Raw genomic sequence first — 25,974 nt, forward strand, 5'->3', positions numbered from 1 at the left:
ACAACATGAGTATCACACTACGCGCGATGACGGCGGACGACATTGAACAGGGTTTTGCCATGACGCAACACCTGAAGTGGCCGCACCGGCGCGAAGACTGGTTGCAGGCGCAACAACTGGGCGAAGGTGTGGTGGCCGAGGAGGACGGTGCTTACCTCGGCAGCGCCATCGGCTGGCGCTGGGGGGAGCAGTCCGCCACCATCGGGCTGGTGATCGTCAATGACCAGTTCCAGGGGCGCGGTGTCGGCAAACAGCTGATGCTGGCGTTGCTGGAGAAATTTCCTGGCTGCAACGTACGCCTGCACGCGACGGAAATGGGCAAAGGGCTGTATGCGAAGCTCGGTTTCAATGTCACCGGCCATATCCAGCAGCATCAGACGCGTGCGCTGGCAGCCGTTCCGCAAGTGGCTATCCCGACCGGGCTGACGCTGCGTAACGCCACCCCGGCGGATGCGGATTTGCTGACCGAACTGGATCACCAGGCGCATGGCATGTGGCGTCCACGTTTGTTAAACCACCTGATTGCCAATAGCCAGACGGTGCTGTTGCAGGATGCGCAGCAGCGTATCCTGGGTTTTGCCAGCCTGCGGCGTTTTGGTCATGGCTGGGCGATTGGTCCGGTGATTGCGCAAAACTTGCCGGTGGCGCAGGCCCTGGTGGCTGCGTTGATGCAGGGCCTGGGCGGCGAATTTGTCCGCATCGATACTGATGGTGCACAGCCGCTGGCCGCCTGGCTGGAAACGCTGGGACTGGCGCAGGTCGATGCGCCGACCACCATGATACGGGGAACGCCGTGGTCACCGCAGGCCGGTGAGATGCAGGCGTTTGGGTTGATGACCCAGGCGATGGCCTGATGCATATCGTCTATAAATCGGACCCGGTGCGCGGTGCGCACTGGCAACGCTGGCTGGCGCAGCACGCGCCGGATATCCGGCTGCATATCTGGCCAGAGATCGGTGATGCCGCACAGGTGGAAGTCCTGATTGCCTGGCAGCCGCCGGAAAATGTGCTGGCGACCTTTCCTAACCTGCAAGCGCTGCTGTCGGTAGGCGCGGGTGCTGATCAGTTTGACCTCAGCACGCTGCCGCCGGATCTGCCGGTGGTGCGCATGATTGAACCCGGCCTGACCCAGGGCATGGTGGAGTACGTCACGTTTGCCGTGCTGGGACTGCATCGCGATATGCCGCGCTACTTCCAGCAGCAGCGTGAACAGCAGTGGCAAACCCACAAAATACATACCGCCGGGGAGCGCCGGGTCGGGGTGATGGGGCTGGGTGAACTCGGCCAGGCCTCGCTGAAACAGCTGGTATCGCTCGGTTTTAACTGCGCGGGCTGGAGCCGCACACCTCGCGAAATCGATGGGGTGCGCTGCTGGCATGGTAGCGATCAGCTGGATGAATTTCTTGCCCATAGCGACATCCTGGTATGCCTGTTGCCGCTTACCGACAGTACGCGCGGGCTGCTCAATGCCGAACTTTTTGCCCGGCTGCCCCACGGTGCGGCGCTGGTGCAGGTAGGACGTGGGCCGCAGCTCAATGACGATCATCTGCTGGCGGCACTGGCGAGCGGTCAGCTCAGTGCGGCAGTGATCGACGTGACCGATCCTGAGCCGCTGCCTGCCGGGCATCCTTTCTGGCACCATCCGGCCATCTGGCTGACGCCGCACATCGCCAGCCAGACGCAAAACGATAGCGCGGTGGCGGCGTTGCTCGACAATCTGCGCCGCTATCAACGCGGCGAACCGATGGTCGGTGTTATCGATCGCAACCGGGGATACTGAAAGCATTTCCCTGCTGAAAGGCTGACGATTTTAACAGGAAATGCCGCTGCTCCGGCAATTACGGCAGCGTGAGAAACCAATGGGTTGCGATACTTGAGCCAACCGAACGTTACGTGGATGAGGGTTAAAAATGCAGAATGTCATGGCGGAACAGCAAACATATTCCGATAACAGCCTGTTACTGGACGCGCGTGAGCAGCATGTGCCGCGTGGCGTGGTCACCGCACATCCGCTGGTGATCGAGCGGGCAAAAGGCAGCGAAGTATGGGACGTGGAGGGCAATCGCTACCTTGATTTCGTTGGCGGCATTGGTGTCCTTAATGTCGGCCATAACCATCCGGCGGTGGTTAATGCCGTCACCCGCCAACTGGGCCTGGTGTCGCACGCCTGTTTCCAGGTGGTGGCCTATCCGGGCTATATCGAGCTGGCACAGCGTCTGAATCAGCTGGTGGGGAATGGTCAGCCGTTCAAAAGCGTGTTTTTCACCAGCGGCGCGGAGGCGGTAGAAAATGCGGTGAAAATTGCCCGTGCTCATACACAGCGCTCTGGCATCATCGCCTTTGACGGTGCGTTTCATGGTCGTACCTTGCTGGGATGTACCCTGACCGGGATGAGCCAGCCTTACAAACAGAATTTTGGTCCATTCCCGGGCGAGGTGTATCGCCTGCCATTCCCGAACGCGTTTTATGGCGTGAGCGATGAAGATTGTCTGCAAGCGCTGGATCAATTGTTTGCGGTGCAGATTGCGCCGGAACGCGTCGCCGCGATCATCATCGAACCGGTGCAGGGCGATGGCGGTTTCCTGCCTGCCGGTGCCAGTTTTATGCAGGCACTGCGCCGCGTTACCGAGAAGCACGGCATTTTGCTGATTTGTGATGAAGTGCAGACCGGTTTTGGTCGCACCGGTAAAATGTTCGCCTTCCAGCATTCGGGTATCACCCCGGACCTGATCACGGTGGCGAAAAGCCTCGGTGGCGGTCTGCCCATCTCCGGCGTGGTGGGTAAAGCGGCGATGATGGATGCACCGTTACCGGGTGGTCTGGGCGGCACCTATGGCGGCAACGCGCTTGGCTGTGCGGCGGCACTGGCGGTGCTTGATCTGCTGGAAAATGACAACCTGCTGGCGCGCAGCAATCAATTGGGTGACAAGCTCAATGCGCATCTGCACCAGCTGGCGGAAAAATATGCCTGTATCGGCGATGTGCGCGGCGTCGGCTTTATGCAGGCGGTAGAAATTATCGACTTCGAAACCAAACGCCCTGACGCGGTGATGACGCAGAAGATCCTCGACTGCGCCTGCCAGGAAGGATTGTTGCTGATTAAATGTGGTCTGCACCGCAGCACCATCCGCTTCCTGGCACCGCTGGTGACGACGGATTCGCAGCTGGAAGAAGCGCTGCATATCTTTGATATCGCGCTGGCACGCGCCAGTGGCCGACTCGGATAAATCCGGCTTCCTCATTGATATTGCTGAAATTATTCTCAGGCTTCCCGAAAATCGTGGCGTGCGTCAGTGCTGGCGCAGCCACATTAAAGCGTGATATACCATCGGGATAACCTGCACAGTTGGTCAACAATGAGGGGTGCTATGAACGGCTTAATGAAACTCGACCGCATCGATATCAACATCCTGGTGCAACTACAAAAAGATGGCCGTATCAGCAACGTCAACCTGGCCGACGCCGTTGGACTTTCACCCAGCCCCTGCCTGCAACGGGTGAAACGTCTGGAGCAGGCGGGTTTTATCACCGGCTATGAAGCGCATATCAATCTCACCAAAATTACCGATTCGGTGACGGTGTTTACCGAAGTGACGCTCTCCGGCCATCGCCGCGAAGATTTTATGAAATTCGAAAACGCGGTGCGTGATGTGGATGAGCTGATGGAGTGCCATCTGATCACCGGCGGTTACGACTATTTGTTGCGTTTTATTACCCGCAGCATTGAACATTACCAGGAAGTGATTGAAAAGATGCTGGATGCGCAAATCGGCATCGATAAGTATTTCAGTTATATTGTGATTAAGTCGCCGATTATGAAAAGCAGCGTGCCGTTGAGGTCACTGATCGCGAAGCAGAATTCGGTGGAATTTGGGGTGTAGTTTCGTTTGCAACCCGGTGTTTTTGCGCGATAAATCGCGCCGCTACAAATAACAGCACGCTGTCGTAGCGGCGCGATTTATCGCGCATGGTCATTAGATCCGAAACCTACAGCATAAAATTTCTTTCCGGCACAAAATTCCCTTTATCTTAGTTGTTCAGGCTCCGGCTTCAGTCGTTATGCTTGCCCCGACGCCTTTAAACTCAATTCACCCCTTTACAAGGAGTTGCCATGGACGCCTTAACCATCCCCGCTCAGCAGTGGCAGCGCGATGACTTCACTCTCTCCACCGAACGTCAGCGCCTCGATATAGACTGGATTCATGATCAGCTGGCGGTGCGTTCGTACTGGGCAAAGGGACAGCCGCGTGCGAAAACCGAGCGCTCGATTGCCGGGTCGCTGCCGTTTGGCCTCTATCATCAAAATCAACAAATTGGCTTTGCCCGGCTGGTGACTGACTACACCCGCTTCGGCTGGTTATGTGACGTCATCATCGATGAAAACTGGCGCGGCCACGGCCTTGGTAGCTGGCTGGCGACTTGTGTGCGGGAGCACCCGGAGTTACAAACGGTGCGCCGCTGGATGCTTTCGACGAATGATGCCCATCAGCTATACCAGCGCCTCGGCTGGCGTGTGGTGCAGGATCCGCACAAGCTGATGGAATTTCCGCTCTCCTGATAATGGGAAAACACCATGGGTTACCGCGTTGGCGTAGATATTGGCGGCTCCTTTACTGATTTCGCCGTCCTGAACGAGCAAACTAATCAGATTCACACCTTGAAAGTGTTATCGCGACCGGATCAGCCCGGCAGTGAAATTCTCACCGGGCTGGCGCAACTGGAACAACGCGACGGCATCGCACCACAGCAAATCGACTACTTCACCCACGGCACCACGGTGGGGATTAACGCGGTTATCCAGCGGCGCGGCGTCAAACTGGCGCTGTTCGCCACCGAGGGTTTTTGCGATGTGCTGGAGCTGGCGCGTCTGAAAATACCGCATATCCACGACCTGTTCTCACGCCGACCAGAGCCGTTGATTTCCCGTGACCGGGTGTTTGCCATCAAAGAACGTACCGACCGTAATGGTGCTGTGTTGCAGGATGTCGATCGTGACAGCGTGCTGGCGGCGATTGCTGGCGCGCGGGCGGCAGGGTGTCAGGGCATCGTAGTGGCGTTTCTGCACAGCTACCGTAATCGCCACAACGAAGCAGCGGTGAAAGCGATTATCAATGACCAGGCACCAGAATTGCTGACCTCCTGCTCGGCAGATATCTGGCCCATCATCCGTGAATACGAACGCACCATCACCGCCACCATTAATGCCTATGTTCAACCGATGGTGATCCATTATCTCGAATCCTTTGAACACGCCCTGAACACCATGGGAGTGACGCCGCCGCCGCGTATCACCAAATCCAACGGCGGGGTGATGGGAGTGGAACAGGCGAAAAGCGAATGCGTGCAGATGGTGCTGTCCGGCACCGCATCTGGCGTGATGGGTGCCAGCTTCCTTGCCAGCGCCTGCGGCTTTGACAAAATCCTTAGCCTCGACATTGGCGGCACCAGTGCCGATGTGGCGGTGATCATCGATGGCCAGGTGGCGCAGGGCAATGGGGAAATCATCGGTGATTTCCCGATCTATATCCCCTCGGTGGCGGTGACATCCGTCGGGCAGGGCGGGGGTTCACTGGCATGGATCGATAACCAGGGCGTGCTGCACATGGGGCCGGATAGCGCCGGCTCCCTGCCCGGGCCGGTGTGCTTCCAGCGTGGCGGCACGCAGCCGACCGCCACCGACGCCTTTGCCGCCTGCGGCATGATCGGTCACGGCGATCTGGGCTATAACGCCGTCAGGGTGGACGTTGCGGCAGCGCGTGCTGCCTGGCAGCCGCTGGCGGAGAGGCTGGGTATCACTGTGGAGGAGACGGCGGAGACCGCCATCGAACTGGCGATTTCCAGCATGTACAGCGATACCAGCGGCCTGCTGTCACGTTTTGGCCTCGATCCGCGTGAATTCTGGTTCCTTGCTTTTGGCGGGGCTGGTCCGATGATGGGCTGCTTCCTGGCGCGTGAACTGAATATGAAAGGGGTGATTGTCCCGCCGACGCCAGGCGTACTGTCAGCGCTGGGTGGGCTGGTGGCCGATATTCGCAATGACTTTATCCGCACCCTGTACAGCGATCTGGATGCCTCACTGGCGGATAAACTGGCGACAGAAGCGGAAGCGCTCAGCTTGCGCGCGCGCGGCTGGCTGAGTGAACAGCACGGTGCCGCGATGCCCTTTACGCTGCACTACAGCGCCGATATGCGCTATCGCGGTCAGTCGTTCGAAATTGAAGTGATGCTGGAGGAGTCATGGCTGGCGCAGGCCAATGTCAGCGCCTTACATGATGCCTTTGATCGCCAGCATCAGCAGCTGTTTGGTCATTGCGATGCCAGCGCGCCAGTGCAGATCATCAATCTGCGGCTGGTGATCGCCTCGCCGACCCCAAAACCCACGCTGAATCGTCTGGCTGCGGCCAGCGGGCCGGTAGCCGTGGCGCAACAGACCCGCGCGTGGATCGATGGGGCAGAACATCAGGTTGATGTGGTGCTGCGCGCCAACCTGCGTGCCGGACATCAGCTGACCGGGCCGGTGATTATTGCTCAGGATGACTGCACCACCTGCGTGCCACCGCACATGCAGGTATTGGTGGATGAGTTTGGCAACTTACTGATTACCCCACGGGAGGCGCACTAAGATGGCGATTGACGGACGTAACCTGCAAATTCTCGCCAACTATTGTGCGGCAGCGGCCGACGCGATGGCGTTTACCCTGATGCGCACCGCGCACTCCACTTTTGTCAAAGAGACGGAAGATTTCTCCTGCCAGATTGTCAGCCGGGACGGGCTGGCGTTTGCCTCACCGCGCAGCTTTGGCGCGCCCTGGTATAGCGGGATTGATTACGGTCCGGTGCTGACCCTGATTGACCATTATGACGAGGGAGATATCTGCATCACCAACGACTCCTACGCGGGCAACGTGGCAACCCACTCGCCGGATATCCATATCTGGAAACCGGTGTTTCATCAGGGGGAAATTGTCTGCTTTGTGGTGGGGCATATTCACAATACTGATGTGGGCGGCGCAGTCCCGGCTTCGCTGTCGCGTTCCCTGACCGATATCGTGCAGGAAGGCATCCGCATTCCGCCGCTGAAAATCATGCGTAACGGTGAGTTAAATGAAGAAGTGGCGCGCATTATGCGGCTCAACGTGCGTGTACCGGATCAGAACTGGGGCGATTTCAAAGCCCAGCTTGCTTCGGTGAACGTGGGTGAGCGTAAAATCCACGAGATTATCGCCCGTTTTGGGGTGGTGGATTTTCTGCAAGGTATCGAGGGGATGCTGGAGTACGCCGAACGGCAGGCGCGCAGCATTATCGCCACCATTCCCGACGGTGAATATTTCTATGCCGACTTTGCCGACGAGGATGGTGAAGGGGGCTTCCCGTGCCGGGTGGCGATCACTCTGCGGGTGCAGGGAGAAACGCTGGAGCTGGATTACACCGGCAGCGATCCACAGCTGGCTTCCTCGCTGAATATGCCAACCGGTGGACGCGAACGTCACCCGCTGGCGCTGGTGGGGGTCACCTATGTGCTCTCCACGCTGGACCGTAACCTGTTGCTGAACGCGGGGACGCTGCGCCCGACGCGCGCCATTCTGCCGCCGGGGACGGTGATGAACTGTGAAGCACCGGCGGCAGTGGGCATGCGTTCGCTGACCTGTGCTCTGTCGCAGATCGCCACCATCGGCGTATTTTCCCAGGCGATCCCCGAACGTTTGCCCGCCAACTCGCCGGGTGGCAACTCCATCATGAATATTCGCACCAGCGATGCAGCTAACCGCAGCGTAGTGGCATCGCTTGGTCCGGTGGGCGGTGGTGCGGGCGGTACGCCACGTCACGATGGCCCGGATGGATCCGGTGGTTTATCCGCCTTCCTGAAAAACACGCCGATTGAGATCAACGAAGCGGAAGTGCCGATCCATTTCCATCGCTATGGCCTGGTGCCTGACAGCGCCGGTGCCGGACGTTATCGCGGCGGCTTAGCCAGCGAGATGGTATTTGAGGTTTTTGCCCCGGATACGCTGGTCACCGCCCGTAACCGTAATCGTTCGGTATTTGCCTCGGCGGGAGTGCTCGGCGGCGCACCGGGCGGTTTGTCTCACTTCCGCACCCTGCGTGACGGTGACACCCTCGAACATGGCAACACCGATGTGATTCGTTGCCTGCCTGGGGATGTGGTCGAGGTGTGTGGTCCGGGAGCGGGGGGCTACGGTCTGGCAGTGGATCGTGATGTGCAGGCGGTGCTGCGGGATGTGCGCTGCGGCTTCGTCAGTCTGGCGGCGGCCCGTGAGCAATATGGCGTGGCGATCGTCAATGACCAGGTTGACGAGGTCATGACCGCTGAACTGCGTCACGCCCTGCGCCAGCCTGTTGCCGAACACTTTGATCACGGTGCGGCGCGTGACGCGTTCGAAGCGATATGGACACCGCAACGCTATCAGTTGCTGACTACTTTCCTGGCGGCTGCACCGGTTGGCTGGCGTCATTTTCTTAAGCATCAGGTGTTTAAGGCAGTGGCAGCGGATAGCCAGCCAGAGGCTGGTGTGGCGGCGCAGATGCACGCCATCTTTAGCGATTTGCGTCTGCGCTATCCGGCGATGAGGGTTTAATGACGCACATCGCGCTAAAACTGTTGTGGCTTTCCTGCCAGGCTTAACCTCTTTGCCCGATGGCAGGCTCATCGGGCTTCTGACATTTTCAGGAGAGTCTCAGCATGGCAACAGCAAAACAACCCGTATGGTTTATTTCCGGCTGCTCCACTGGTTTTGGTCGTGAGCTGGCGCAGCAGGCGATCGCGCGCGGTTTTCAAACCGTGGTGACGGCACGCGATCCAGGGAAAGTGCAGGATTTGGTTGAGGGGCACAGCAACGCACTGGCGGTGGCGCTGGATGTCACGCAGCAGGCCAGTATTGATGCCGCGGTAGCCAAAGCGCTGGCGACGTTCGGCACCATTGATGTGCTGGTCAACAACGCCGGATACGGTTATCAGAGTTCGGTAGAAGAGGGCGAGGATCAGGAAATTCGTGCCCAGTTTGATGCCAACGTGTTTGGTTTATTTGCTCTGACCCGCGCCATCCTGCCAGCGATGCGTCAGGCGCGCAGCGGGCACATTATCAATATCACCTCGGTGGCCGGATTTATGGGGTTTGCCAGCTCGGGTTATTACTCGGCTAGCAAACACGCGGTGGAGGGCTGGTCGGATTCGCTGGCGCTGGAAACCGCCCCGCTGGGCATTCACGTCACCTGCGTCGAACCCGGCCCGTTCCGTACCGACTGGGCAGGGCGTTCACTGCATCAGACGCCGAGCAAGCTGCCGGAGTATGCCGAAACCGCCGCTGCGCGTATGAAAGCCACTTCAGGATACAGCGGCACCCAGGCGGGCGATCCGGCGCGTGCCGCCAGCGCGATGATCGCCATCACCGAAAACACCAACCCACCGCGCCATCTGGTGATGGGGGCCTGGGGTTATGACGCGGTGATCAATAAACTGAAAGAGCGGCTGGCACAGGTCGAGGCATGGAAACAAACCTCGATTGATACGGATTTTCCGCAATAATATTTAATATTTAGCGCGATAAATCGCGCCGCTACAAATATGTGCAAAGTACCGTAGCGGCGCGATTTTTCGCGCAATTATAAATAATATCGATCCAATTCCCAGCGCAATGGGTTTTGCTCAATATATTGCCGCACAAAATATAATTCTCCCTCGTCCCGAATCACGCGTTCATGGAAATTAAATTGCCAGATTTTTTGCTCGCAACGTCGTGTGACTCCGGCCTTGTATAACGCGATAATCCGTTGCAAAGGGCAGAGCATATTTTCTCCCAGCCATAAGATGCCATGCAGATGATTTGGCATCAGAACAAAAGCATCAAGTTTTAATTTATTTATGCGTGACGGCAACATTGACCACTCCTGTTCGGCAATTATTCCAAAGCGGCTACTCATTAATTGCGTGTTTTCAATATGTCCAAACAGTGGAGCACGTTGGCGAGTTACCAGCGTTACAAAGTAGGCCCCTGCTGATTTATAGTCATAGTAGGGTAAGCGCAGATTCTTGCGATGTGACATGTTGCTCTCCTTGTTGCGGGAGCATATTGTCAGAAATTATGCGGTGGTTAATTTTTATATTGGTTTTTTGCGTAACGGATTCCAGTAAAATTTGCTCACTGCCGCGCGATAAATCGCGCCGCTACAAATATGTGCAAAGTACCGTAGCGGCGCGATTTTTCGCGCAATTGAAAATCACACCATCCTTTCAATTTCCTCGATCGGCACGGCCTGGCTGAACAGATAACCCTGCAACTGATTACAGCCGGCATCGGCCAGCGCGCTCATCTGGCCTTCGGTTTCCACCCCTTCGGCGGTGACCATTAACCCCATGGCGTGGCCGAGGCGTACTACCGATTCAATAATTGCAGCCGAATTCTGCGCCACCCCTAATGACTGCGTGAAGGAACGGTCGATCTTGATTTTGTCCACCGGGAAGGTGCTGAGGTAATTCAGGCTGGAATAGCCGGTGCCGAAATCATCCAATGCGATGCGGAAACCGGCATTGCGTAACGCGATGATGTTGTTGCGCGCCTCATGCTCATCCTCAATCAACACCCCTTCGGTAATCTCCAGCTCCATGCGCTGCGGATCGGCCCCTTCGGACTGGACAATTTCAATCATCCGCTCGACAAAGCCACTGGCGCGAAACTGCACAGGCGAGACATTGACGGCGACGAGCAGTTGCGGCATGCGAAGTGAGGTTTTGCAGGCTTCGCGCAGCACCCATTCGCCCAGCGGGATGATCAAACCGGTTTCTTCTGCGATAGCAATAAACTCCCCGGGAGCGACCTCGCCGCGTGTGGGATGCTGCCAGCGTAACAGCGCCTCCAGGCCCACCACACGCTGGCCGCTGATCTCCATCAACGGCTGATACCACACCGCCAGACCGTCGTAATGCAGCAGCGCCTGGCGCAGATCGGCGGCGATTTGCTGGCGGGTGCGCAGCGATTCATCCATCGCCCGCTCAAACTGGCGATACTGACCGCGTCCGCCGTTTTTCGCTTCATACAACGCGATATCCGCTTTGCGCATCAACTCCTGGCGATCCAACCCATCTTTTGGTGCCAGGGCCAGGCCGATACTGGCCCCAATCCAGGCTTCACTGCCGAACAAATGGTAAGGCTCACTCAACGCACCGATGATGCGTTTCGCGACTGTCTGCACCTGGCCGATATTCTCCACATCCGGCATCACGATAATAAATTCATCTCCGCCGATGCGGCCAACGGTATCGCTGGCGCGCACCAGACCGGTCAGCCGATGCCCGACTTCGATAATCAAATCATCGCCCGCGTGGTGGCCGTAGGTATCATTGATATTCTTAAAACGATCGAGATCGATCAGCAACAACGCCACGCGGTGGTCATAGCGTGCCGCTATCGCCAGTGCCTGGCTGAGCCGGTCCTCCACCAGCGACCGGTTGGGCAGGCCGGTGAGCACATCATGAAACGCCAGATGCTGCGCCTGCGCTTCGCTGGCCCCCAGCCTGAGCAGGGATTGCGACAGATTCAGTGATGAGGTCCAGATACGCCGAACCATAAACAGGCACACCAGGGTAATCATCACCACCGAAAGCAAGGTGGAAGGACCGATGGTGCGCAACATCTGCGCGCCGGGCCGGTCTGGCTCCCAGCTGATATAGCCCACCGGATCGCCTTGTTGCGAGTTCAGCAGATAATGCGCCCGGTCATTGGGCTGCGGTGTGCTGCCGCTGAAATGCAACTGCCGTAGCTGGCTGCGTGTCGCCAGCCGGTTCAGATAACCGTCGTCGAGATATTTCACACTCACCAGCCGATAGTGTCCCCCCTGACTGGCATCGCGGCTGATATCACCCACCGCGATTGAGGCGGCGCGATCGCCAATACGCACAAAATCGGCGCGATCTGCGGAATGGTCACTGGTGTGCAGCAGCGTACTGTCGAGCATCGCCTGCACCTGCGGCCCCACCTGGCGATCCGGCACCTGCTGGCCATTACGCCACACCTCAACCAGCTGATTATCCTGCCCCAGTATTAAGACCAGCTCATGGTCGAACATTTCATACAGCCAGTTGCCGACATTCTCATCCAGCCAGCCCTGATCCGGTTGTGATAAATCCAGCTGATTAGCCAGCGGCGTCCAGCGCGTCAGGCTACGCAGCTGACGCAAATGCTCCGCCAGGCTTTGTTCAAATGAGGCCTCAATCATGCGTTGCTGCTGTTCCTGGGCTTCATTATTGGTCAGCCGGGTGCCCCAGAACAGGCCAGCACCGGCACCGGTAAAGGTCAGCACCAGAATCGCCACTAGCGGCAGGATCACTTCACGCACAAAATTGCGCCGAAAACCGTCTGACAGTTTGATTGCATTAATCATTTTAAAGTTCGCGTAACAAGGAAGTGTCATGTTTTAACTTAGCAGAAGTCCGAAAAGCTGCATTGCGTAAGGGTGGCGTAAATGGAGTGGAAATAACCGATATTTTTTTGAGCAGCATCACAAAGGCAACAGTTAAAAATTTTTTATTAAATTCCCGCCTGAATCACTCGCATCCTGCTGCCTTAAAGCAAATTCATCAGTGCGTCACTGAGCCGTCACGGAGTTGTCATTTGCCTGCGTCAAGGTAGTCGCCATCCCGCAGCGTCTCTGGCTGCGATTCCACAACCTTACGCGAGCGAGGTATTGATGGTGATGGAGATATCCAGACATCCGACCACTGTGTACCAGGCGGTCGCCGCCCAACTGGAGCAGGCGCTACAGGAACGCTATCGCTGCGGCGATTACCTGCCTTCCGAACAACAGCTGGCGGCACATTACGAAGTCAATCGCCACACGCTGCGCCGTGCGGTAGACGAGCTGGTGAATAAAGGGCTGCTGCAACGGCGTCATGGCGTCGGCATCCTGGTGCTGATGCGTCCGTATGACTACCCACTGCATGCTCAGGCCCGTTTCACTCAGAACCTGCTGGAGCAGGGCAGCCATCCCACCAGCGAACGTCTGCTGGCGGTGCTGCGTCCAGCCAGTAGTGACGTCGCCAGCGCCCTCGGCATCAGGGAAGGGGACAGCGTTATTCACCTGCGTACCCTGCGTCGCGTTAATGGCGTACCGGTCTGCGTCATCAACCATTACCTGCCTGAGCTGAGCTGGTGGCCGGTGCTGCAACAGTTCCACAGCGGTTCGCTGCATGACTATTTACAGCAGCATGCCGGCCTGCAACTGACCCGCGCGCAGACCCGCATCAGCACCCGCCGTGCACAGGCCAAAGAGTGCCAGCAGCTGGAGATTGCTTTGCAGTCGCCGGTGCTGTGCGTACGCACCCTGAATAAAAACAGCGACGGCCAGGTAGCGGAATACTCCGTCAGCCTGACGCGTGGCGACATGATTGAACTGACCCTGGAGCACTAATGAAACAACCTACGGCCCGTCAGCACTGGATGTCGGTGCTGGCTCACAGCGAAGCCAGCCAGCTTGACGCTCACTGGCAACCGCTCCGACTCAACCCGAGCTTTGAACGGGTGCGTCCGGCAGAAACCGGTCTGACCCGTTTGCAGGCGCGCATGGGGGGCAGTGGCAAGCGCTTTGTGATGGGCGATGCCACGGTGACGCGTGCAGTGGTGAAACTGCACGATGGCACCCTCGGGTTCAGCTATGTGCTGGGACGCGATAAAGCCCATGCCGAGCGTTGCGCCTTGATCGATGCCTTATTACAACAGCCGGAAACCCAGGCGCTGATCGAAGAAAAAATAATTGCCCCGCTGGCGGCCCTGCGTGAAGAGCAGCGTCAGCTGCGCGCACGCGAAATCGCCAGCTCCAAAGTGGATTTCTTTACGCTGGTTCGCGGAGATAACTGATGACATTACTGGCAAGTTTTAACCATCCGGTGGCTGATGCGCAGCGCGCTTTCCGTCGCATTCTGAAAGCGATGAGTGAGCCGGGCGTGATGGTGGCATTGCCGCTGGCCCAGGGCTGGGGCGATCTGTCACCGGCGGCAACGGCGGTGCTGCTGACGCTGGTCGATCAGGAAAGCGCCCTGTGGCTGGATGAGAAGATTGATAACGAGATCCTGCGCAGCAACCTGCGTTTCCATACCGGTGTACCGATTGTCAGCGAGCGCGATGCTCCCTTTGCCCTGACCCATGCCAGCGCTAACCCTGATCCGGCGCACTTCGCTGCCGGTGACAACCTGTCACCAGAAAAAAGCACCACGCTGATTATTGAAGTGCCATCGCTGAACGGTGGCCTGACGCTGCGTCTGTCGGGTCCGGGCCTGCGTGAACCGCGTGCCATCGCCCCTCAGCTGCCTGCGGCGATTCTTCATTACCTGCGTGAGCGCCCGCATCCGTTCCCGCAGGGCGTCGATCTGATTTTCACCTGCGGCGAAGCGATGATGGCGTTGCCGCGCACCACTGACGTGGAGGTGTGCTGATGTACGTGGCGGTGAAAGGGGGCGAAAAGGCGATAGCCAGCGCCCATCAATTGCAGGCCGATTTACGTCGTGGCGATCGTGCGCTGGCGGAGCTGCAGTGTGACCAGCTGGCAGAGCAGCTGGGTCTGGCGGTGGATCGCGTGATGACCGAAGGCGGCATCTACGATCCGCAGCTGGCGGCGCTGGCGATCAAGCAGGCGAGCGGCGATTTAGTCGAAGCGATTTTCCTGCTGCGCGCCTATCGCACCACATTGCCACGCCTGGCGGACAGCCTGGCATTAGACACCGATGCGATGCGTATCGAGCGTCGTATTTCGGCAGTGTACAAAGATCTGCCCGGCGGCCAGGTGCTTGGCCCAACCTATGATTACAGCCACCGCCTGCTGGATTTTACCCTGCTGGCGAACGGCGAAACCCCGTCAGCGCCGCGTGACGACCAGGTGCTGCCGCAGCATTGCCCGCATATGTTCAGCATGATGACCGCCGAAGGGCTGGCCACGCGTGAGGAAGATGATGGCAGCGAGCCGTGCGATATCACCCGTGAACCGCCATCTTTTCCGGCATCGCGCGCCGCGCGTCTGCAACAGCTGGTACGCGGTGATGAAGGTTTTCTGCTGGCGCTGGGCTATTCGACCCAGCGAGGTTATGGCCGCAACCACCCGTTCGCCGGTGAAATCCGTACGGGTTATCTCAGCATCGAAATCTGCCCGGAAGAGCTGGGTTTCGAGATTGAGATTGGCGAAATCCTGCTGACCGAATGTGAGATGGTCAACGGCTTCGCCTCTCAGGACGATAACCCACCGCAATTTACCCGTGGTTACGGCCTGGTATTTGGCCGTACCGAGCGTAAAGCGATGGCGATGGCGCTGGTGGATCGCGCACTGCAAACCCGCGAGTACCAGGAACGCATCACCAGCCCGGCGCAGGACGAAGAGTTTGTGCTGGCCCACGCCGACAACGTTGAAGCCGCGGGCTTTGTCTCGCACCTGAAGTTGCCGCACTACGTCGATTTCCAGGCGGAGCTGGAGCTGCTCAAGCGGCTGCGCCAACAGCATCAGGAGCAGAATGATGAGTGAACTGAGCGGCTATAACAGCGGCTATCTGGATGAGCAAACCAAACGCACCATCCGCCGCGCCATCCTTAAAGCGGTCGCCATCCCCGGTTATCAGGTGCCGTTTGCCGGACGTGAAATGCCGATGCCCTATGGCTGGGGTACTGGCGGGATCCAGATCACCGCCAGCATCATTGGCGATCAGGATGTGCTGAAGGTGATTGACCAGGGCGCAGACGATACCACCAACGCGGTATCGATCCGGCGTTTCTTCCAGCGTGTCAGTGGGGCGGCCACCACGGAGCGCACCGTGGATGCCACGCTAATCCAGACGCGTCACCGCATCCCGGAAACGCCGCTGGAGGAAGATCAGGTGCTGATTTTTCAGGTGCCGATCCCGGAACCGCTGCGTTTTATCGAGCCGCGTGAGACGGAAACCCGCACCATGCACGCGCTGGAAGAGTACGGCATCATGCAGGTGAAACTGTATGAAGACATCGCCCGCTACGGCCATATCGCCACCACCTACGCTTACCCGGTGAAGGTCAACGATCGCTATGTGATGGACCCCTCGCCGATCCCCAAATTCGACAACCCGAAGATGCATATGATGCCCGCGCTGCAATTGTTTGGTGCCGGGCGTGAGAAACGCATCTATGCGCTGCCGCCGTATACCAAAGTGGAAAGTCTCGACTTCGACGATCACCCATTCAGCGTACAACAGTGGGATCAACCCTGTGCGCTGTGCGGTTCACGTCACAGCTATCTCGATGAAGTGGTGATGGATGACGCCGGTACGCGCATGTTTGTTTGCTCCGATACCGATTTTTGCCACCAGCAGCAGGAACAACAGCATGCACAGTGAACAGCCGCTGCTTGCGGTCAATAACCTTACTCACCTTTACGCGCCTGGCAAAGGCTTTGAGGAGGTCAGCTTTGAACTTTATCCCGGCGAAGTGCTGGGGATCGTCGGCGAATCCGGCTCCGGCAAAACCACGCTGCTGCGCAGCCTGTCAGCGCGTTTAGCGCCGCAGCAGGGCAACATTATTTATCGCAATCAGGACCTGTATCAGCTGAGCGAGAGCGACCGACGTCGCCTGCTGCGCACCGAATGGGGCGTGGTCCATCAGCATCCGCTCGACGGCCTGCGTCCGCAGGTGACCGCGGGCGGCAATATCGGCGAGCGTTTGATGGCGGTCGGGCAGCGTCATTACGGCAATATCCGCGCCGAGGCGATGCGCTGGTTGCAGGATGTGGAGATCCCGGCTGGTCGCATCGACGACCTGCCGACCACCTTCTCCGGCGGGATGCAGCAGCGTTTGCAGATTGCACGTAACCTCGTCACCCAGCCCTCGCTGGTGTTTATGGATGAACCCACTGGCGGGTTGGATGTGTCGGTGCAGGCGCGTCTGCTGGATTTACTGCGCACCCTGGTGCGCGAACTCAATCTGGCGGTGGTGATTGTCACCCACGATCTCGGTGTGGCACGCCTGCTGGCGCATCGTCTGCTGGTGATGAAACAGGGCAGAGTAGTGGAGAGCGGCCTCACCGATCGGGTGCTGGACGATCCGCATCACCCTTATACACAACTGCTGGTCTCTTCGGTGCTCAACTAATGGCGGAGTTAACCATGAATACGCAACTGCGCGTGGAGAAGCTGTGTAAGACCTTTGTGCTGCACAACCAGAGTGGCGTGGCGCTGCCGGTGTTGCAGGACGCCAGCCTGGAAGTGAACGCAGGCGAATGTGTGGTGCTGCATGGCCGTTCCGGGAGCGGAAAATCAACGCTGCTGCGCGCGCTGTACGGCAACTATCAGGCCAACAGCGGCCATATCTGGCTGCAACATGCCGGGGAATGGATCGATATGGCGCAGGCACCGGCGCGCCAGATCCTTGCCATTCGCCGCAACACCATTGGCTGGGTCAGCCAGTTTCTGCGTGTCATCCCGCGTGTGCCGACGCTGGAAATCGTGATGCAGCCGCTGCTGGAGCGCGGTGTGGAGCGCGCCTTCTGCGAGAAACGCGCCAAAGAGCTGCTGACGCGTCTGAATGTGCCACAACGCCTGTGGTCACTGGCTCCGTCAACTTTCTCCGGGGGTGAGCAGCAGCGCGTCAATATCGCGCGTGGTTTTATCGCTGATTATCCGGTGCTGCTGCTGGATGAACCGACCGCTTCCCTCGACAGCGCCAACAGCTCGGCGGTGGTGGAACTGATTGAACAGGCGCGCGCCCGGGGTGCGGCCATCGTAGGTATTTTTCATGACGAAGCGGTGCGCAGTCGCGTGGCCGATCGCCTGCACGTCATGCAGCCGGTACAAACAGGAGCAGAAGCATGATCGTCAATAACGTCCGACTGGTGCTGGAAAATGAAGTGGTGGCCGGGTCGCTGGAGATCCGCGAGGGGCGTATCGCCAGCTTTAGCGACAGCAACAGCCAGCAACCTGGCGCGCTGGATGGCGAACAGGCGTATCTGCTGCCCGGGCTGGTGGAGCTGCATACCGACAACCTGGACAAATTCTTCACTCCGCGTCCGAAAGTGGACTGGCCAGCCCATTCCGCCATGAGCAGCCATGATGCGCTGATGGTTGCCAGCGGCATTACCACGGTGCTGGATGCAATTGGCGTGGGTGATGTGCGTGACGGCGGTCATCGCCTCGATAACCTCAACAAGATGATCGACGCCATCCGCGACAGCAATCGCAAAGGGTTGAACCGCGTCGATCACCAGCTGCATCTGCGCTGTGAACTGCCTTATCACACCACGCTGACGCTGTTTGAAGCGCTGGTAAGCACGCCGGAGCTGTCGCTGGTGTCGCTGATGGATCACTCGCCAGGCCAGCGTCAGTACGCCTCGCTGGAGAAGTACCGCGATTATTATCAGGGCAAATATCAGCTCAATGACGCACAAATGGACGAGTTTGAACGCGAACAGCTGGCGCTGGCGGCCGAATGGTCACAGCCGAACCGCAACGCCATTGCGGCGATGTGCCGGGCGCGTGGTATTCCGATTGCCAGCCACGATGATGCCACGGCGGCGCACGTGGCCGAATCTCACGACGTCGGCAGTGCGATTGCCGAATTCCCCACCACGCTGGAAGCCGCTGCCGCTTCACGTGCCTGCGGAATGCAGGTGCTGATGGGCGCGCCCAATATTGTGCGCGGCGGTTCGCACTCCGGCAATGTAGCAGCCTGGGAGCTGGCGAGTGCCGGTCTGCTGGATATTCTCTCCTCGGATTACTACCCAGCCAGCCTGCTGGATGCGGTGTTCCGCCTAACGGCGGATGAACGCAACACGCTGGAACTGCCGCAGGCGGTGGCGCTGGTGACACGTAATCCGGCGCGGGCCATCGGCTTGCAGGATCGCGGCACCATCGCCGAAGGACTGCGTGCCGACCTGGTACTGGCGCACACCGATCACGGTCATCCGCATATTCGTCATGTGTGGTCGCAGGGCAGGCTGGTGTTCTGATGGCGCGCCTGATCTGGCTGACCGGGCCATCTGGTTCGGGGAAAGACAGCCTGCTCAACGCGCTGCGTGAAGCACCGCCGGAGCGTCTGGTGATCGCCCATCGCTACATTACACGCCCGGCGGATGCCGGGGGTGAGAACCATGTGGCGCTGAGCGAAGCGGAGTTTCGGCGGCGTGAGGCGCTCGGGTTGTTTGCCCTCAGCTGGCAGGCGCACGGTCTTAGCTATGGTCTGGGTGAAGAAATCGACCACTGGCTGGCACGCGATCTTAACGTGCTGGTCAATGGTTCGCGACTGCATCTGCCGGTGGCGCAGCAACACTACGGCAGCCAGCTGCTGCCGCTGGTGTTGCAGGTGTCACCCGAGGTACTGGCGGCGCGTCTGCGGCAGCGTGGACGCGAAAGCGAGGCGGAGATCGCCCGCCGCCTCGCCCGTGCCGCTGAGCCGCTCCCGGCCCACAGCTTTCCGCTCAATAACGATGGCGCGCTGGCGGATACGCTGCGGCAACTGCGTTTGCTGCTGGAAAACCCCGCGTGATGAATCACGCCGCTACAAATCGCACCAACCGTAGCGGCGCGATTTATCGCGCTGTTAGTGGGCATGCTGTCACGGTTTGATCATTTTGCTGTCATCAAGTCTTCATCCCGTTTGGCCGTAATAAGCGGGCAATTCACACCTCAGATGAAACGGAGCGGAATATGGCACAGGCATTACTGAAAACCGTGGTCGACAATCCTTATGTTCCGCACCTGCAGCAGGGCAACAAGGTGTTGTCGGTGCAGGGACTGTGCAAAGCGTACGGCGAAAACCGCGTACTGGATAATGTCAGTTTCGATCTGCATGCGGGGGAACTGGTGGCGGTGATTGGCCGCTCCGGCGCAGGCAAATCGACATTGTTACATATGCTGAACGGCACCATCTCAGCCAGCGAGGGTTCTATCCTCACCCAGCGTAGCGGCGAAGCGGAACGCAACGTGGTGGCACTGAACAGTCGCCAGATGCGTGAGTGGCGCAGCGAATGCGGCATGATTTTCCAGGATTTCTGCCTGGTGCCGCGCCTCGATGTGCTGACTAACGTGCTGCTGGGGCGTCTCAGCCAGACCTCAACACTGAAATCCTTCTTTAAAGTCTTTTCCGAGGCTGACCGCGCTCAGGCCATTGAGCTGTTGCAGTGGATGAACATGCTGCCGCAGGCGCTGCAACGCGCCGAAAACCTGTCTGGTGGTCAGATGCAGCGCGTGGCGATTTGTCGCGCGCTGATGCAGAACCCGAAGATTCTGCTGGCGGATGAGCCGGTAGCCTCTCTCGACCCGAAAAACACCAAACGCATCATGGACGTGCTGCGCCAGGTCAGCGAGCAGGGCATCAGCGTGATGGTCAACCTGCACTCGATTGAACTGGTGAAAAACTACTGCACCCGCGTCATCGGTATTCAGCGCGGCAAGGTGCTGTTTGACGGACATCCTTCTGAGTTGACCGACGGCCTGCTGCATGAGCTGTACGGCGACGAAATTAACCAGCTCCACTAACTCCCACGGCAAGAGAATAACCACCAATGAAACTGACCTCTTTAGCTTTACTGACTGGCGCTTTGATGGCTTTTGGCGTTAACGCAGCGGATGCCCCTAAGCAACTTAACCTCGGGATTCTGGGTGGCCAGAACGCCACGCAGCAGATTGGCGACAACCAGTGTGTGAAAACTTTCTTCGACAAAGAGCTGAATGTTGACACCCAACTGCGTAACTCTTCTGACTACTCAGGCGTGATTCAGGGCCTGTTGGGTAACAAAATTGACCTGGTACTGAGCATGTCACCGGCATCGTATGCCTCGGTCTACCTGCAGAACCCGAAAGCGGTCGATATCGTTGGTATCGTGGTGGATGACAAAGACGGTTCACAAGGTTACCACTCGGTGGTGATCGTTAAAGCGGACAGCCCGTACAAAAAGCTGGAAGACCTGAAAGGTAAATCCTTCGGCATGGCCGACCCGGATTCGACCTCTGGCTTCCTGATGCCGAACCAGGCATTCAAGAAAGAGTTTGGCGGCACGGTGGATGATAAGTACAAAGGCACCTTCTCTAACGTGACCTTCTCCGGCGGCCACGAGCAGGACATCCTCGGCGTGCTGAATGGTCAGTTTGACGGCGCGGTAACCTGGACTTCACTGGTGGGTGATTACAACACCGGTTACACCTCAGGTGCGTTTGGTCGTTTGATTCGTATGGACCACCCGGACCTGATGAAACAGATTCGCATCATCTGGAAATCACCGTTGATCCCGAACGGCCCAATCCTGGTGAGCAACAATCTGCCAGCCGACTTTAAAGAAAAAGTGGTGGCAACCATCAAGAAACTGGATAAAGAAGATCACAGCTGCTTTGTTAAAGCAGTGGGCGGTGAGCAGCATATCGGCCCGGCAACTGTCGCTGACTATCAGAACATCATTGATATGAAGCGTGACCTGATGAAGGGCAGCCGCGGCTAACGCTTTCTCTGCGCGATAAATCGCGCCGCTACGAAATCGTGCACACTGCCGTAGCGGCGCAATTCATTGCGCGTTAAATCGCATCGTTATGGTACGCATTCCAACCACAGGACCTCCCCTTTGACCGATTTCGAACACTACTATCAACGCATCCGTCGTCAGCAAAAGCGTGACACGTTGCTGTGGTCGCTGTTGCTGGTGGCGCTGTATCTTGCTGCGGGCAAAATCGCGGAATTCAACCTGGTCACTGTCTGGCAATCATTGCCACATTTCTTTGATTACATTGGCGAAACCATGCCGGTGCTGCATTTTCCGGTGCTGTTTGCTGATGTGAAAACCGAAGGTTCCTTCGCGTATTGGGGCTATCGCCTGAATATTCAGTTGCCGCTGATCTGGGAAACCTTACAGCTGGCGATTTCATCAACGGTGATTGGCGTGGCTATCGCCGCCGGGCTGGCCTTTTTCGCCGCCGACAATACACAATCTCCCGCTGGCGTGCGTCTCGCCATTCGCGCGTTTGTCGCCTTTTTGCGCACCATGCCGGAACTGGCGTGGGCGGTGATGTTCGTGATGGCCTTTGGCATCGGTGCCATTCCCGGCTTTCTTGCGCTGGCATTGCACACCGTTGGCAGCCTGACCAAGCTGTTCTACGAATCGATTGAAAGTGCTTCCGACAAGCCGGTACGCGGCCTGGCCGCCTGCGGTGCCAGCAAATTGCAGCGCATGCGTTTTGCCTTCTGGCCGCAGGTCAAACCGACCTTCCTCTCCTACAGCTTTATGCGTCTGGAGATTAATTTCCGCTCCTCCACCATTCTGGGTCTGGTAGGGGCAGGGGGTATCGGCCAGGAGCTGATGACCAATATCAAACTCGACCGTTACGATCAGGTCAGCATTACGCTGCTGCTGATCATCGTGGTGGTGTCGCTGCTGGATACGATCTCTGGCTGGCTGCGCCGTCGCGTGGTGGAAGGAGAACGCGCATGATTGCTCTGGCCCCGGATATCGGCAAACTGAAGCAGGAACACCCGGCGCTGTTTGCCGCGCAAAAGCGTTATCTGCGCCGCATTGCGCTGATCGCGCTGGCCGTGCTGCTCTACTACATCTTTTTCTTTGAAGTTTTTGGTATCGAATGGAGTCGCCTGTTGATTGGCTGCCAGCAGCTGGGACGTTATTTCCTGCGCATGTTTGTCTGGCAGGATTTCGCCAACTGGCCATTCGGTTATTACCTGTCGCAGATTGGCATCACGCTGGCGATTGTGTTTGCCGGTACCTTCACCGCGACGCTGCTGGCGCTACCGATTTCCTTCCTGGCGGCGCGTAACGTGATGCACGACCCGCTTACCCGCCCGATTTCGCTGCTGATGCGTCGTGTACTGGATATATTGCGCGGCATCGATATGGCGATTTGGGGTCTGATCTTTGTGCGCGCGGTCGGCATGGGGCCGCTGGCCGGGGTGCTGGCGATTGTGATGCAGGACATTGGCCTGCTCGGCAAACTGTATGCTGAAGGACACGAAGCGGTGGAACGTTCGCCGAGCCGTGGCCTGGGAGCCGTCGGGGCCAACAGCCTGCAAAAACACCGCTTCGGTATTTTCACCCAGTCGTTCCCGACTTTCCTCGCCCTCAGCCTGTACCAGATTGAATCCAACACCCGCTCGGCGGCAGTGCTGGGCTTTGTCGGCGCAGGTGGTGTCGGCCTGGTGTATGCCGAGAACATGCGCCTGTGGAACTGGGATGTGGTGATGTTTATCACCGTGATCCTCGCGGCGATCGTGATGATTATGGATGTTGTCTCCAGCCGTCTGCGTAAACGTTACATCACCGGGAAAGCGGTGCCGCTGTGGCAGCCCGCCGCGCGCGACTGAGCCGTTCACTGCGCTGCCAGGCGCGTTCCAGCGCCTGCACCAGCTGCGCCTGATGCCAGGGTTTTGCCAGCCGCTCACACAGCGGCAGCATCACCGGCGTCTGGCGCAAATCCTGTCCACTGATCAGCAGCGTCGCCAGTTGCGGCCACTGCTGCTGCGCCTGGCGGATCACATCGGCACCGTTGAGGTTGCCGGGTAGCATCAGATCACTGATCAGCAGTTCGATATCTGGCGTCTGGCGCAGCAGCGTCAGCGCGCTTTCGCCATCGCCACACTCCAGCGTCAGGTAGCCCAGCTGATGTAAATGTTCGCACAACGTCTGGCGCACCGCCGGTTCGTCATCCAGTACCAGCACCAGCCGGTCGGCACTGGCGCTCAGCAAGTGGGGCGCAACGACGGATGCGGGCTGTGCCACATCAGGAGCACGCGGCAGTAACAGGCGCACCGTGGTGCCCTGGCCGGGCGCGGTTTCCAGTTCGATTTGCCCGCCGGACTGACGCACAAAGCCATACACCATCGACAACCCCAGCCCGCTACCGCTGCCAATCGCTTTGGTGGTGAAAAACGGTTCGAACACCTGCGTCTGCACCTCGGCGGACATGCCGCAGCCGTGGTCGATCACTTCAATGGTGACACGGTCGCCTTCGTCGCATTGCTGATGCCAGACGCGCAGACGGATGGTGCCGCTCTGTTTTTCCATCGCATCGCGCGCATTGACCACCAGATTCATCAGCGCATTCTCCAGCTGCCCGGCGTCGATCCACGCGGGCCAGCCGGGGCGCTCGGCCTCAATCACCAGTTGCTGGCCTGGCAGCAGCGAGTGCTGCAACAGGCCCTGCAAATTATCCACCAAATCGACCACCGACACGGCGCGTGGGTAGAGTGCCTGCTTGCGTGAAAAAGCCAGCAGACGCTGGGTGAGCTGGGCGGCACGGTCAGCCGCTTGTCTTGCGCGTTCGATACGACTGGCGAGGGTGCCGGGGGGCAGTTGATCGACGGTAAGGGCCAGGCTGCCAATAATCACCGCCAGTAGATTGTTGAAATCGTGGGCCAGCCCGCCGGTGAGTTGCCCAACCGCCTTCATTTTCTGGCTATGCAGCAGCGCCTCTTCCAGTGCTTTGCGCGTGGTGCGTTCCAGCACGGTGTTGACCATGCCACGCCGTGGCACCGGGCTGAAGCGCAGCTCCAGCGTGCGACCATCTGCCAGCCGCACTTCCTGGGCCTCGCCCAGCCCGTTCAGTTCAATCTCCAGCCGTTTCAGCAATTGCTGATAATGCAGGCCACGATGCAGTTCACGCGGGGCGATACCCAGCAGTTGCGCGTATTGCGCATTCCACACCACCAGCCCGCCGCTGTTGTCGAACAGGGCAAAGCCATCGCGCATCGCCAGAAAGGTAGACTCCAGCTGGTTACTTTTCTCTTTCAGCAGCCGCGAGGTATGGGCCAGTGAGGCGGTATTGCGCGCGAACACGTTAAAGGCACGCGCCAGATCCCCCAGCTCGTCACGTCGCGCCAGCCCGGGCACATTGACGCTTTTCTCCCCCTGCGCCAGCAACGTCATGGCGTGGGCGATGGCTGTCAGGCTGGAACCCAGGTTGCGATAAATGTAGTAACCGGCATACCCGGTGATCAGCAGCGCCAGCAGCATAAACAGGCCGATAAAGCCGATGATGGAGTCCAGCTCCTGATGGGTGGCCTGGCTGCGAGTGTCAGTTTGCTGCGCCACCAGCTGCACGTAATGAGTGATGTCATCGTTAAGCATGGCCACCAGCGCTTTGATGCGATAGGTGGCGTAGGCAATGGCGATATCGCTCTGATCCAGCTCGGTGGCAACCGGCAGTAGTACACGTTCGGTGCTGACCAGTTGCTGCACTTTATCCGCCAGTACCCCCTGCGTTGGCAGCGCTGACCAGGCACCGAATAGCGTATTCAGCTGGCGTACTGCTGCCTGTGGCGTAGTGGATTGAATGGCGACGGTGAGCAGGCGAGTCGTTTGCTGGCGCAGGTCGGGGGAAAAGGGCTGCTGCACTGCCAGGCTATCGATATGGTTGAGCAGCAACTGAGCCTGCCACAGGCCGCTCAGCATCAGGTTGCGTTGCAGATGGCGCTCATGGCCCTTGAGCAACAGCTGATTGATGCTTTGCTCCAGCATCTGGCTGCGTTCACGGATGCGTTGCAGCAAGGCCGGTTGCAGCAATGCCAGCGGTGCACGCGCCAGTTGATTCAGCGAGTGCTGCAATGCCTGCTGGGTTTGTTGCAGGCGCGCCGATTCACTTTGGTACTCCAGCGCGCCCACCACCTGGGAAAGCCGTACTGCGGCGGTTGCCACGTTGGCGGTGTCGCGTGCCAGCGCCAGGCTGCCGCTCATATCGGCGAGGGTTTGTGCCTGCGCCTGTTCCTGAATGTGACCGGCGTGGCGAAATCCACTAATCGCCACCAGACCCACCGCCAGGGTGACGCACACCACCAGCAGATTAAACAGCAGCAGGCGACCGCGCGCGCCCACCTGCCAGTGCAGACTTCGACTCATGCTGCGTCCTCCAACCGGCCCTTTTCTGCGCGAGTATAGAAGTGCCAGGTCGGCGCTTTATGACAAATATGAATGGTGGCTGACATTTTCCATTTATCTGTCATTGCTTAACTCGCTGCACGATTTGCCAGC

General features: G+C 58.5%; 24 protein-coding genes. 21 read left to right on the plus strand and 3 right to left on the minus strand.

The genetic code is table 11. The annotated features are described in order from the left end of the window. Nucleotides 1–5: 5 nt before the first annotated feature. The 8 genes from RCF31_RS00910 (at nucleotide 6) to RCF31_RS00945 (ending at nucleotide 9,544) form a co-directional block, all read left to right on the plus strand. Nucleotides 6–854, plus strand: a complete 849-nt coding sequence (locus RCF31_RS00910; RefSeq protein ID WP_416412189.1) for a GNAT family N-acetyltransferase — start codon at nucleotides 6–8, stop codon at nucleotides 852–854. Then, the gene (locus RCF31_RS00915) at nucleotides 854–1,780 is read left to right on the plus strand and encodes a 2-hydroxyacid dehydrogenase (protein ID WP_416412190.1); all 927 of its coding nucleotides are present in this window, start codon (nucleotides 854–856) and stop codon (nucleotides 1,778–1,780) included. Before RCF31_RS00910 ends, RCF31_RS00915 begins: the two co-directional genes overlap by 1 nt. Nucleotides 1,781–1,910: 130 nt before the next feature. Next, nucleotides 1,911–3,227: a 4-aminobutyrate--2-oxoglutarate transaminase gene (gene gabT, locus RCF31_RS00920; RefSeq protein ID WP_313690437.1), complete on the plus strand. Its 1,317-nt coding sequence runs from the start codon at nucleotides 1,911–1,913 to the stop codon at nucleotides 3,225–3,227. 141 nt (nucleotides 3,228–3,368) lie between these two features. After that, nucleotides 3,369–3,881: an Lrp/AsnC family transcriptional regulator gene (locus RCF31_RS00925; protein WP_021182786.1), complete on the plus strand. Its 513-nt coding sequence runs from the start codon at nucleotides 3,369–3,371 to the stop codon at nucleotides 3,879–3,881. 230 nt (nucleotides 3,882–4,111) lie between these two features. Further along, complete coding sequence (locus tag RCF31_RS00930; protein ID WP_299449501.1) at nucleotides 4,112–4,558, plus strand: GNAT family N-acetyltransferase; 447 nt, start codon at nucleotides 4,112–4,114, stop codon at nucleotides 4,556–4,558. 15 nt (nucleotides 4,559–4,573) lie between these two features. Further along, entirely contained in the window at nucleotides 4,574–6,622 is a 2,049-nt protein-coding gene (locus RCF31_RS00935) for a hydantoinase/oxoprolinase family protein (RefSeq protein ID WP_416412191.1), read from the plus strand. 1 nt (nucleotide 6,623) lies between these two features. After that, nucleotides 6,624–8,597 (plus strand): hydantoinase B/oxoprolinase family protein, encoded by a 1,974-nt coding sequence (locus RCF31_RS00940; RefSeq protein ID WP_416412192.1) that lies wholly within the window; start codon nucleotides 6,624–6,626, stop codon nucleotides 8,595–8,597. 104 nt (nucleotides 8,598–8,701) lie between these two features. Continuing rightward, a complete protein-coding gene (locus tag RCF31_RS00945) occupies nucleotides 8,702–9,544 on the plus strand; it encodes an oxidoreductase (RefSeq protein ID WP_416412193.1) in 843 nt (280 codons plus the stop codon). Nucleotides 9,545–9,621: 77 nt separating this feature from the next. Here RCF31_RS00945 and RCF31_RS00950 read toward each other — a convergent pair whose 3' ends face one another. Together RCF31_RS00950 and RCF31_RS00955 are read right to left on the minus strand one after the other, a co-directional pair. Then, nucleotides 9,622–10,062, minus strand: coding sequence for a transposase (locus tag RCF31_RS00950; protein WP_416412194.1), 441 nt, complete (start codon nucleotides 10,060–10,062; stop codon nucleotides 9,622–9,624). Between the two features lie 174 nt (nucleotides 10,063–10,236). Next, a complete protein-coding gene (locus RCF31_RS00955; protein WP_416412195.1) occupies nucleotides 10,237–12,396 on the minus strand; it encodes a putative bifunctional diguanylate cyclase/phosphodiesterase in 2,160 nt (719 codons plus the stop codon). A 312-nt stretch (nucleotides 12,397–12,708) separates the two neighbouring features. On the opposite strand from RCF31_RS00955, the gene phnF reads away from it, so the two are divergent. The 13 genes from phnF (at nucleotide 12,709) to phnE (RCF31_RS01020) (ending at nucleotide 23,312) form a co-directional block, all read left to right on the plus strand. Then, a complete protein-coding gene (gene phnF / locus RCF31_RS00960) occupies nucleotides 12,709–13,422 on the plus strand; it encodes a phosphonate metabolism transcriptional regulator PhnF (protein ID WP_416412196.1) in 714 nt (237 codons plus the stop codon). Further along, nucleotides 13,422–13,868, plus strand: a complete 447-nt coding sequence (gene phnG, locus RCF31_RS00965) for a phosphonate C-P lyase system protein PhnG (protein ID WP_310617568.1) — start codon at nucleotides 13,422–13,424, stop codon at nucleotides 13,866–13,868. Before phnF ends, phnG begins: the two co-directional genes overlap by 1 nt. Beyond that, complete coding sequence (phnH, locus tag RCF31_RS00970) at nucleotides 13,868–14,443, plus strand: phosphonate C-P lyase system protein PhnH (RefSeq protein WP_084875760.1); 576 nt, start codon at nucleotides 13,868–13,870, stop codon at nucleotides 14,441–14,443. Before phnG ends, phnH begins: the two co-directional genes overlap by 1 nt. Next, on the plus strand, nucleotides 14,443–15,519 hold the full coding sequence (locus RCF31_RS00975) for a carbon-phosphorus lyase complex subunit PhnI (protein WP_416412197.1): 1,077 nt from the start codon (nucleotides 14,443–14,445) through the stop codon (nucleotides 15,517–15,519). The genes phnH and RCF31_RS00975 overlap by 1 nt, the downstream gene beginning before the upstream one ends. After that, nucleotides 15,512–16,360, plus strand: a complete 849-nt coding sequence (locus RCF31_RS00980; protein WP_084875755.1) for an alpha-D-ribose 1-methylphosphonate 5-phosphate C-P-lyase PhnJ — start codon at nucleotides 15,512–15,514, stop codon at nucleotides 16,358–16,360. The genes RCF31_RS00975 and RCF31_RS00980 overlap by 8 nt, the downstream gene beginning before the upstream one ends. Continuing rightward, nucleotides 16,350–17,111, plus strand: a complete 762-nt coding sequence (gene phnK / locus RCF31_RS00985; protein ID WP_084875754.1) for a phosphonate C-P lyase system protein PhnK — start codon at nucleotides 16,350–16,352, stop codon at nucleotides 17,109–17,111. The genes RCF31_RS00980 and phnK overlap by 11 nt, the downstream gene beginning before the upstream one ends. Nucleotides 17,112–17,125: 14 nt before the next feature. After that, nucleotides 17,126–17,830: a phosphonate C-P lyase system protein PhnL gene (gene phnL / locus RCF31_RS00990; RefSeq protein WP_416412198.1), complete on the plus strand. Its 705-nt coding sequence runs from the start codon at nucleotides 17,126–17,128 to the stop codon at nucleotides 17,828–17,830. Further along, nucleotides 17,827–18,963 carry an alpha-D-ribose 1-methylphosphonate 5-triphosphate diphosphatase gene (gene phnM / locus RCF31_RS00995; RefSeq protein ID WP_208715557.1) on the plus strand — a complete coding sequence of 379 codons (1,137 nt, stop codon included), beginning with the start codon at nucleotides 17,827–17,829 and terminating at the stop codon, nucleotides 18,961–18,963. The genes phnL and phnM overlap by 4 nt, the downstream gene beginning before the upstream one ends. Further along, nucleotides 18,963–19,499, plus strand: a complete 537-nt coding sequence (gene phnN / locus RCF31_RS01000) for a ribose 1,5-bisphosphokinase (RefSeq protein ID WP_416412199.1) — start codon at nucleotides 18,963–18,965, stop codon at nucleotides 19,497–19,499. The genes phnM and phnN overlap by 1 nt, the downstream gene beginning before the upstream one ends. A gap of 161 nt (nucleotides 19,500–19,660) precedes the next feature. Beyond that, a complete protein-coding gene (phnC, locus tag RCF31_RS01005; protein ID WP_299449515.1) occupies nucleotides 19,661–20,491 on the plus strand; it encodes a phosphonate ABC transporter ATP-binding protein in 831 nt (276 codons plus the stop codon). Nucleotides 20,492–20,517: 26 nt separating this feature from the next. Continuing rightward, on the plus strand, nucleotides 20,518–21,447 hold the full coding sequence (gene phnD, locus RCF31_RS01010) for a phosphonate ABC transporter substrate-binding protein (protein WP_084875744.1): 930 nt from the start codon (nucleotides 20,518–20,520) through the stop codon (nucleotides 21,445–21,447). A 120-nt stretch (nucleotides 21,448–21,567) separates the two neighbouring features. After that, on the plus strand, nucleotides 21,568–22,431 hold the full coding sequence (gene phnE, locus RCF31_RS01015; protein WP_299449516.1) for a phosphonate ABC transporter, permease protein PhnE: 864 nt from the start codon (nucleotides 21,568–21,570) through the stop codon (nucleotides 22,429–22,431). Continuing rightward, on the plus strand, nucleotides 22,428–23,312 hold the full coding sequence (phnE, locus tag RCF31_RS01020) for a phosphonate ABC transporter, permease protein PhnE (protein WP_299449517.1): 885 nt from the start codon (nucleotides 22,428–22,430) through the stop codon (nucleotides 23,310–23,312). The genes phnE (RCF31_RS01015) and phnE (RCF31_RS01020) overlap by 4 nt, the downstream gene beginning before the upstream one ends. Here phnE (RCF31_RS01020) and RCF31_RS01025 read toward each other — a convergent pair. Beyond that, the gene (locus tag RCF31_RS01025; RefSeq protein ID WP_416412200.1) at nucleotides 23,266–25,842 is read right to left on the minus strand and encodes an ATP-binding protein; all 2,577 of its coding nucleotides are present in this window, start codon (nucleotides 25,840–25,842) and stop codon (nucleotides 23,266–23,268) included. The two genes, phnE (RCF31_RS01020) and RCF31_RS01025, sit on opposite strands and share 47 nt — an antisense overlap. Between the last annotated feature and the right edge of the window lie 132 nt (nucleotides 25,843–25,974).

Source organism: Pantoea sp. App145 (assembly GCF_047947045.1).
Lineage (GTDB): Bacteria > Pseudomonadota > Gammaproteobacteria > Enterobacterales > Enterobacteriaceae > Pantoea.